The organism is uncultured Paenibacillus sp. (assembly GCF_963515335.1).
In the GTDB taxonomy this organism is placed as follows: Bacteria; Bacillota; Bacilli; order Paenibacillales; family Paenibacillaceae; genus Paenibacillus_I.
This window is the reverse complement of the sequence record NZ_CAUPYC010000055.1, coordinates 19,258-27,793: the sequence shown is the minus strand read 5'-3', so window position 1 is coordinate 27,793 and position 8,536 is coordinate 19,258. Positions and strand designations below refer to the sequence as shown.

General features: G+C 59.2%; 6 protein-coding genes. All 6 read left to right on the top strand.

From position 1 onward, the window contains the following. Window positions 1-441 precede the first annotated feature (441 nt). On the top strand, window positions 442-1,350 hold the full coding sequence (gene rocF, locus RWM61_RS15560) for an arginase (protein ID WP_314002403.1): 909 nt from the start codon (window positions 442-444) through the stop codon (window positions 1,348-1,350). Between the two features lie 18 nt (window positions 1,351-1,368). Next, window positions 1,369-2,577 carry an ornithine--oxo-acid transaminase gene (locus RWM61_RS15555; RefSeq protein WP_314002401.1) on the top strand — a complete coding sequence of 403 codons (1,209 nt, stop codon included), beginning with the start codon at window positions 1,369-1,371 and terminating at the stop codon, window positions 2,575-2,577. 224 nt (window positions 2,578-2,801) lie between these two features. Next, window positions 2,802-4,373: an L-glutamate gamma-semialdehyde dehydrogenase gene (pruA, locus tag RWM61_RS15550; RefSeq protein WP_314002399.1), complete on the top strand. Its 1,572-nt coding sequence runs from the start codon at window positions 2,802-2,804 to the stop codon at window positions 4,371-4,373. Window positions 4,374-4,489: 116 nt separating this feature from the next. Next, entirely contained in the window at window positions 4,490-5,404 is a 915-nt protein-coding gene (gene rocF, locus RWM61_RS15545) for an arginase (protein ID WP_314002397.1), read from the top strand. Between the two features lie 312 nt (window positions 5,405-5,716). Next, complete coding sequence (locus RWM61_RS15540) at window positions 5,717-6,712, top strand: LacI family DNA-binding transcriptional regulator (RefSeq protein WP_314002396.1); 996 nt, start codon at window positions 5,717-5,719, stop codon at window positions 6,710-6,712. Window positions 6,713-7,408: 696 nt separating this feature from the next. Beyond that, the gene (locus tag RWM61_RS15535) at window positions 7,409-8,485 is read left to right on the top strand and encodes a sugar ABC transporter substrate-binding protein (RefSeq protein ID WP_314002393.1); all 1,077 of its coding nucleotides are present in this window, start codon (window positions 7,409-7,411) and stop codon (window positions 8,483-8,485) included. Window positions 8,486-8,536: the final 51 nt, after the last annotated feature.

The following is an 8,536-nucleotide window of genomic DNA, read 5'->3' as shown; positions in this document are numbered from 1 at the left end:
ATGCGCCGCCTAAGCGGCGATCACGCCCGCTAGCGGCACCGTATGCCGCTAACCGGTGGCGGGAGCGAGCTGGCGAGGGCATACGGCGCAGCTAGCGGCACGGTATGCCGCTAATGCGCCGCCGAAGCGGCGATCACGCTCGTTAGCGGCATACCGTGCCGCTAACCGTTGGGTTTGGGCGCATCCGAATGCGCAATACTAGTTAAGTGGTATGCGCAGCCCCGGACCGTTCCGGCAACAGAACGGGCGGGGCTTTTTCATGCCTTGCAGCCTGTTGCGGCGGGCGTTCAAATATAGCGATTTCCTATTGTTTGAATAGAAACTTTCAATGTTTTGGGCTCCGTTTCCCATGCTACAATGAAAGTAAAACGACGGACGGCCATCGGCGGCGGGGCTGTCCAATACCCGTCACCGTTCCCGAACCGGCAAAGGAGGATGCGCATGGCGGCCACGAGCGGCGGCATTTCGATCATCGGCGTCCCGCTTCACTACGGCGCGGACCGCAGCGGTGTGGACATGGGCCCGAACGCGATAAGAGGCGCGAACCTCTGCGGCAGGCTGGAGTCGCTTGGGCTCAGCGTGCATGACGCGGGCGACATTCCTGTCAACCGTTCCTTGGCTGATTTCGGGCCGGTAAGCAAGCTGAAATATTTGCATGAGATTGCCAGAGTGAACGCCGATTTGGCGGGCAAAGTAACGCGCGAGCTGGAGCGGGGGCGGATGCCGCTTGTGTTGGGCGGGGACCACAGCATCGCGATCGGCAGCGTGAAAGGCGTGCTGCAGCATGTGAAGCGGCTGGGTGTCATCTGGTTCGACGCGCATACCGATGTGAACACCGAGGAGACGACGGGCAGCGGCAATATTCACGGCATGTCGCTCGCGGTGCTGCTCGGTTGCGGCCACCCGGATCTCGTTGCCGTCGCAGGCGCCGCAACGAAGCTGAATCCGCGCAACGTCGCCGTCGTCGGCGCCCGATCCGTCGACCCCGGCGAGCGCGTGTTTCTGAAGCAACAGGGCGTTCGCGTATTCACGATGCATGACATCGACCGCTGCGGCATGAAGCGGGTGATGGAGGAGGCGATGGAAACGGTGACCGACGGGACGGACGGCGTCCACCTGAGCCTGGACCTGGACGGCATGGATCCGAACGACGCGCCGGGCGTCGGCACGCCGGTGCCGGGAGGCCTGTCCTACAGGGAAAGCCATTTGGCGATGGAGCTGCTGCACGACAGCGGGGCGCTCGTATCCGCGGAATTCGTCGAGGTCAATCCGATGCTGGACATCAACAATAAAACGGCCGCAGCGGCGGTCGATCTGATCGCCTCCGTCCTCGGGGAACGCATATTATGACAGAAGGAGGCCGCTGCGATGACCGCTGACACGAACGGCATCATGGAAGAGACCGAAGCGTTCGGCGCCCGCAATTATCATCCGCTGCCGATCGTGATCTCGAAGGCGGAGGGCGTATGGGTGGAGGATCCGGAGGGCAACCGCTACCTGGATATGCTGAGCGCGTACTCGGCGCTCAACCACGGACACCGGCACCCGAAGATCGTGCAGGCGCTGAAGGATCAGGCCGACAGGGTGACGCTTACCTCCAGGGCGTTCCACAATGATCAGCTGGGGCGGTTCTGCCGCCTGCTGTCGCGAATGACCGGCAGAGGAAAGATTCTGCCGATGAACACCGGCGCCGAGGCGGTCGAAACCGCCTTGAAGGCTGCCCGCCGTTGGGCATACCGGGTAAAAAAAGTGCCCGCCGGCCAAGCGGAAATCATCGTCTGCGAGGGCAATTTCCACGGCCGTACGATCACCGTGACCTCGTTCTCCTCGTCGGAGACGTACAGGGAGGATTTCGGTCCGTTCACGCCCGGCTTCAAGCTGATCCCGTACGGCGATCTCGGCGCGCTCGAGCAAGCGATAACCCCGAATACGGCGGCTCTGCTGGTTGAGCCGATTCAAGGGGAGGCGGGGATCGTCATTCCGCCGGACGGGTATTTGCAGGGGGCGAGCCGGTTATGCAAAAGTCGCAATATTCTGCTTATGGCGGATGAGATCCAGACGGGATTCGGCCGGACCGGCCAGCGGTTCGCCTGCGACTGGGAGTCGGTCGTGCCGGATGTGTATATCCTCGGCAAAGCGCTCGGCGGCGGCGTGTTCCCGATCTCGGCGGTAGCCGCGGACGAGTCCGTGCTGGGCGTGTTCGAGCCTGGATCGCACGGCTCGACGTTCGGCGGCAACCCGCTCGGCTGCGCGGTCGCGATCGCCGCGATGCAGGTCATGGAGGACGAGCGGCTGGCGGAACGGTCGCTCCGGCTGGGCGCCTACTTTATCGAGAAGCTGCGGCAGCTTCGCCACCCTGACGTTCGCGATATCCGCGGATGCGGCCTGTTCATCGGGCTGGAGCTGTCGGGGCCGGCGCGCCCTTACTGCGAGCGGTTGAAGGAGCTTGGGCTGCTGTGCAAGGAAACGCATGAAACGACGATCCGTTTCGCCCCTCCGCTGACCATCGCGCAAGAGGAGCTGGATTGGGCCGTCGAGCGGATCGGCCAGGTTTTTGGGCCTGTCTCGGGAAAGTAAGCTGTCCCCTTCGAGTTTGGCAGAAGCACTGCGTCGCGGCTGATGGGAGGCTCGAGGCGTGAGCGGACTTTAACAACGGCCGCATGTATTCCAGTTATCGCAAGTAAAAAGTGAAGAGCGGAGAAATTAGCAGCATGTTTTCCGGTTGCTAAGGCAGTTATTGAGCGTCCGACGGGATCTGAACAACGCAGGTATCGACCATTTTAGCGTAAAGGAGCATGCGTATGGACACGAAAGCAACGCAACTGACGGCGTTCGGGAACGAGCCTTTCACGGACTTTTCGCATCCCGGGAACAAAGCCGTGATGGAGGCCGCGCTGGCCAAGGTCAGGGCGCAGCTCGGACGTGACTACCCGCTGTGGATCGGTCCGGATCGGATCATGACGGAGGACAGGATCGAGTCCGTCAATCCGGGCGATACCGATGTCGTTGTCGGGCGTGTTAGCATGGCAAGCGCCGAGCTGGCGGAGCGGGCGATGCAGCAGGCGGCGGCAGCCTTCGAGACGTGGAAAAAGGTGCCGGCCCGCGAGCGCGCCGCGTTCCTGCTTCGGGCGGCGGAACTCATGCGTGAGCGAAAGCATGAGTTTTCGGCGTGGATGGTGTACGAGGCGGGTAAAAACTGGGCGGAGGCGGACGCCGATACGGCGGAGGCGATCGATTTCATGGAATATTACGCCCGTGAAATGATCCGCCTCGGCGAGACGAATATTCACCGGCCCTTGACCAAGGTCGAGGGCGAGGACAACCGCCTTGCCTACATCCCGCTGGGCGTCGGCATCGTCATTCCGCCGTGGAATTTTCCGCTTGCGATAACGGTCGGCATGACGGCCGCGTCGATCGTGTGCGGCAATACCGTGCTGCTCAAGCCGTCCTCCCTGACGCCGGTGATCGCGGCCAAGTTCGTGGAGCTGATGGCGGAGGCGGGGCTGCCGGCCGGCGTCATCCAGTTCGTTCCCGGCAGCGGCTCGGAAATCGGCGATTATTTGACCGGACATCCGAAGACGCGGTTCATCAGCTTTACCGGGTCGAAGGAGGTCGGGCTGCGCATCAACGAGCTGGCGGCCAGGACGGCCGAGGGCCAGATTTGGATCAAACGCGTCGTGGCGGAAATGGGCGGCAAGGACGGCATCGTCGTCGACGAAACCGCGGATCTGGAGGCGGCGGCCAAGGCGATTGTCGCTTCGGCCTTCGGCTTCCAGGGACAGAAATGCTCGGCCGGCTCCCGCGCGTTCGTCGTGGAGCAGGTGTACGATCAGATTGTAGAGCGCGTAAAAGAGCTGACCGAAGCGCTGGCGGTCGGCCCTCCGGAGAAAAACTATCCGGTCGGTCCGGTGGCGGACAAGAGCGCGTACCGCAAAATTCTCGATTACATCGAGATCGGCAGAACGGAGGGCCGTCTGGTCACGGGGGGCGGCAAGGCGGAGGGGAACGGCTATTATATCCGGCCTACCGTATTCGCGGATGTCGACGGCAGGGCAAGGATCATGCAGGAGGAGATTTTCGGGCCGGTGCTGGCCATCGGCAGGGCGAAGGACTATCGTGAAGCGATCCGGCTGTACAACGATACGGAATTCGGGCTGACCGGCTCGTTTTTCTCCGGCGATGAGGGCCGCATCTCGTACGCGCTGGAGGAGATGCATTGCGGCAACTTGTACATCAACCGGAAATGCACCGGGGCACTGGTGGGCGCGCATCCTTTCGGCGGCTTTAACATGTCGGGAACGGATTCGAAGGCGGGCGGCCACGATTATTTGCTTTTATTCACCCAAGCCAAGCTGACCTCCCGCAAAACCTGATCTTGGGAAAGGCCTTCTCTTGAAGCCATTCCAATACGAGCGAACTCCAGGATTGCGAACCGATCCGCCTCGCGCAACGAAGTACTTATCGCCAATCGTGAAAGGATGAGGACAGCATGCGGAAAAAAATCAGCGTCATTCAGGTGCCGTTCGGCTTGGGCGCGGGAAGGGAAGGCACGGAGCGCGGTCCGGAAAGCATGCTGGAAGCGGGGCTGTACCGCCAGCTGAGAAATCTGGGTTTCGCGATCGAGCATGAAAGCAGGGTGGAGCCGCCTGCCTCCCGGTCTTCCGACGCGGGGGCGGCTGCGGGCGGTCGAGGGAGCGTCCAGCACCTGGCAGCGGTCAAGGCGATGAGCCGCAGCGTGGCGGACAAAGTGTCGGAGGCGGTCGGCGCGCAGAGCTTTCCGCTTGTGCTGGGAGGCGACCGCTCGGTATCGATCGGCGCGTTTGCCGGATTGACACGGCATTATTCGCGGTTGGGCGTCGTCTGCTTCGACGCGCATGCGGCCGTCAATACGGAGGAGACGACCCCGCTCGGACATGTCAACGGAATGGCGATGTCCGTCGCCCTCGGCAGATCGGCGTTCACGCTGGCGGATATTCCGGGTTCGGGTTTGCCGATAAGCAAACAGAATGTGGTGCTGATCGGTCTCAGGGATCTCGAACCGAACGAGAGAGAATGGATCCGTTCGGAGCGCATCGCCTTCTTCTCGATGCACGAGATCGACCGGATGGGCATCGAACGTGTCGTGGAACAGGCTTTGCGGATTGCCGGAAAAGGTACGGACGGCATTCATGTTTGCCTGGACACCGATGTGCTCGATCCGCTGGAAGCGCCCGGGGTCGGCCTGCAAGTGCCGGGCGGCCTGTCGTATCGCGAGGCGCATTTCGCGCTCGAGCTGCTGGCTGAATCGGGCCGCATCACGTCGATGGACGTGACGGAAGTCAATGCGCTGCTGGACGATAACCGGCGCACCGCAAGGCTCGCGGTAGGGCTCATCACCTCGGTGCTCGGCAAACGCATCATATAGGAGCAGCAGCTTGAACGGCGCCGAGAGGCGCCGTTTTTAAATTCGGTAAATCCGGCATTTCCCGCCTCAAGCCTCCTTTATCCCTTGCACCATTACCGCAGCTGAGCCGGCGGATTTTGTTCCCTCACGCGCCCGCTACCGGCAAAAGTATGCCGAGAGCGCAAAATTCGCTCCCTCGGCCACAAATTAATTTTTCGCCCGCATATGGTTGCTGGAAAGTCGTTCCGCTCTTTATAATGGGGAAGAGCCTTAAGCGCCGCCGCTATCGCGGGAGGGGCGCCCGCTCCAATGCCGAAGGAGAAGAGTGTTCGGATGAAACCTACGATTTACGACATAGCCAGACTTGCGGGCGTCTCTACGGCGACCGTGTCGAAAGTGCTTAACAATACCGGAAGAATCAGCGAAAAAACGCGCGAGCGCATCACCCGAATCATGGACGACCTCAACTATCGGCCCAACATGCTGGCATCGGCCATGAAAGGGAAGTCTACCTACCAAATCGCGTTCTTCATTCCGGATATCGACAACCCGATTTACGCCCAGTTCGTGAAGCATATCGAGGTTCGGGGCCAGGAGCTCGGCTATAATGTCGTGCTGTGCAGCACCGACAACGATCCCGAGAAGGAGGAGCGGCATGTGACGCTGCTCAGGCAGCGCCGCGTCGACGGCTTTATTATCGCCTCCAAGTTCAAGAATGAGGAATTGCTGAAGGAGCTGATCCGCGACGATGTGCCGGTCGCGCTGTTCGCACACGAGCGGGCGGATCTGTCGGTCGACAGCATCACGGTGGACGATTATATGGGCGGTTACATGGCGACGGAATATTTGCATCAGCTCGGCCATCGGAGAATCGGCGTCGTCGGCGAGGACTCCATCAGCAGCGTGGAGCGCATTCGCGGCTATAAAAATGCGCATGAAACGGCAGGTATTCCCTTTGAGGAGGACCTGATCGTCATCGGGGGCTCCACCTATCAGGCAGGGGAAGAGGCCGCCGCACGGCTGCTGGACCGTCCGGACCGGCCAAGCGCGATTTTCGGCTGCAACGACGTGTTGGCCATCGGCGTGCTGCAAGCGGCCAAGGCGCGCGGCATCCCGGTGCCGGACGAGCTGTCGGTCATCGGGTTCGACGATACGCCGCTTTGCTCGCTCGTAACGCCCAAACTCTCTTCCGTATCCATGCCGGTCAGCGAGCTGGGCAAGCATGTGACGGACACGATCATCCGCAAAATCGAGCAGGCCGACGCGCCGAAGCAGCGGATCCGGATGCTCCCCGGGCTCTCGATTCGGGAGTCGACGGCGAAGCTATGAAAGCTGTTTTTGGAAAGTTTTTAACAAAATTATATTTGGAGGAATCATGAAAGACTATTTAAGCTATTAATTCCTTCATTCTTGGCACTAGCTGCTTCATTTCCAGCTAATCGACCCATGGTTATCATTTCGACTATTTGGTCTAGTCCTATCATTTTTTATCTTACTTTTTTTGCTGAGAGAATTTTCAACTATGCGTGGAGTATCTGGGTATTTTACTTGAATGGTCTAATATGGAGCAAGAAGGGAGGGAGGGGCACATTAATGTGCCCCTTTGATTTGGTATAGATTAATAAATGAAATTTCGCCTGTCAAAAAGGCACAATACTCGCCGCTTGCCTCATTCTCTTGGTTAGATCTCATCAGGGTAACCGATTAACCTCAAAATAATATGCATTCGAGAAAAAAACCGAGATTCAGTGAGATTTATTACTGATTTATCGAAAATACACCCAAGAATGACTTTGTAAACGCTTTATAAAACACTTGTCAAAACGGTGAACGTCAAATATAATGGTCACATTAGGGTAACCGATTACCCTAAATCCGACAAAAATGGCTTTATCCAAACAGGAGCAACCACACATCCAGACCAGTCAGAGCGATGAACGTGAAGGGAGGCCTTCGAATCGCACCAACGTTCGGAAAGGTTTTGAAAGCGTTACCAAAAACATAAACCAGGAGGGTTCACCAAGCATGAAAAAAAGCAAAGGTTGGGTTTTGGTTTTGATCGTCGGTTTGGTCGCGTTACTGCTGGCAGGCTGCGGAGCGAACAACGGGGGAACGGGCAACGGCGGATCGAACGGAGACGCGAAAGCGACGAATGCGGGATCGAACGCCGGAGCAAACGCTGAAGCGGCAGATGCAAACGCCGGGGCAAACGCAGGCGGAGAGAAAAAAGACAAAATCGTAATCGGCGCCGCCATGCCGATCTTCGACGACAAATGGCTGTCGTACCTGTATGACTCCATTAAAGCGGTCGACGAGGCCGACGACAGCATCGAGGTCGTAATGGTCGACGCGAAGAACGACTCCGGCAAGCAGCTTTCCCAGATGGAGACGTTCGTGACGCAGAAGGTGGACGCGATCATCCTGATCCCGGTTGAGACGGAAGCGGTCGACCCGATGCTCGACGCGGCGAGTGCCGCCAACATTCCGGTCGTCGCGGTCAACCGTATGCCGAACGAATCGGCGCTCGAGAAAGTATACGCTTACGTCGGCTCCGAATCGCTCGAAGCCGGAACGATCCAGATGGAGAAGGTGGCCGAGCTGCTCGGCGGCAAAGGCAACATCGCGATCATGAACGGCCAGCTCGGTCAAGAGGCCGTGGTGAAACGGACGCAAGGCAACAAAGACGTCGTCGCCAAGTATCCGGACATCAAGATCATCCGTGAAGCGACCGCGAACTGGCAAAGAGCGGAAGGCTTGACGCTGATGGAGAACTGGATTCAATCCGGCGACAAGATCGACGCCATCGTCTCCAACAACGATGAAATGGCGATCGGCGCGATCATGGCGCTGGAAGCGGCAGGCAAGCTGGAAAATACGATCGTTGCCGGCATCGACGGCACGATGGATGCACTGGAATATGTGCGAAAAGGGCAGCTGAAGGTGACGGCGTTCCAGAACGCGATGGGCCAGGGACAGATCGGAGTCGAAACCGCGATCAAAGCGGCGCGCGGCGAGAAGATCGACAACAAAATGATCAACGTGCCGTTCGAGCTGGTCACGCAGGAGAATGTGGAAGAGTACGTGAAGAAGTGGCAGGGCTAACGGTAACGAAGCGGGGCAGGCCGGGCAGAGATGCCTGGTCTCCCTTTTCCG

Bases quoted from the DNA above. Each gene is read 5' to 3' on its own strand.
- rocF (WP_314002403.1), top strand. From the start codon at position 442: ATGGCGGCCACGAGCGGCGGCATTTCGATCATCGGCGTCCCGCTTCAC.
- RWM61_RS15540 (WP_314002396.1), top strand. From the start codon at position 5,717: ATGAAACCTACGATTTACGACATAGCCAGACTTGCGGGCGTCTCTACG.
- rocF (WP_314002397.1), top strand. From the start codon at position 4,490: ATGCGGAAAAAAATCAGCGTCATTCAGGTGCCGTTCGGCTTGGGCGCG.
- pruA (WP_314002399.1), top strand. From the start codon at position 2,802: ATGGACACGAAAGCAACGCAACTGACGGCGTTCGGGAACGAGCCTTTC.
- RWM61_RS15535 (WP_314002393.1), top strand. From the start codon at position 7,409: ATGAAAAAAAGCAAAGGTTGGGTTTTGGTTTTGATCGTCGGTTTGGTC.
- RWM61_RS15555 (WP_314002401.1), top strand. From the start codon at position 1,369: ATGACCGCTGACACGAACGGCATCATGGAAGAGACCGAAGCGTTCGGC.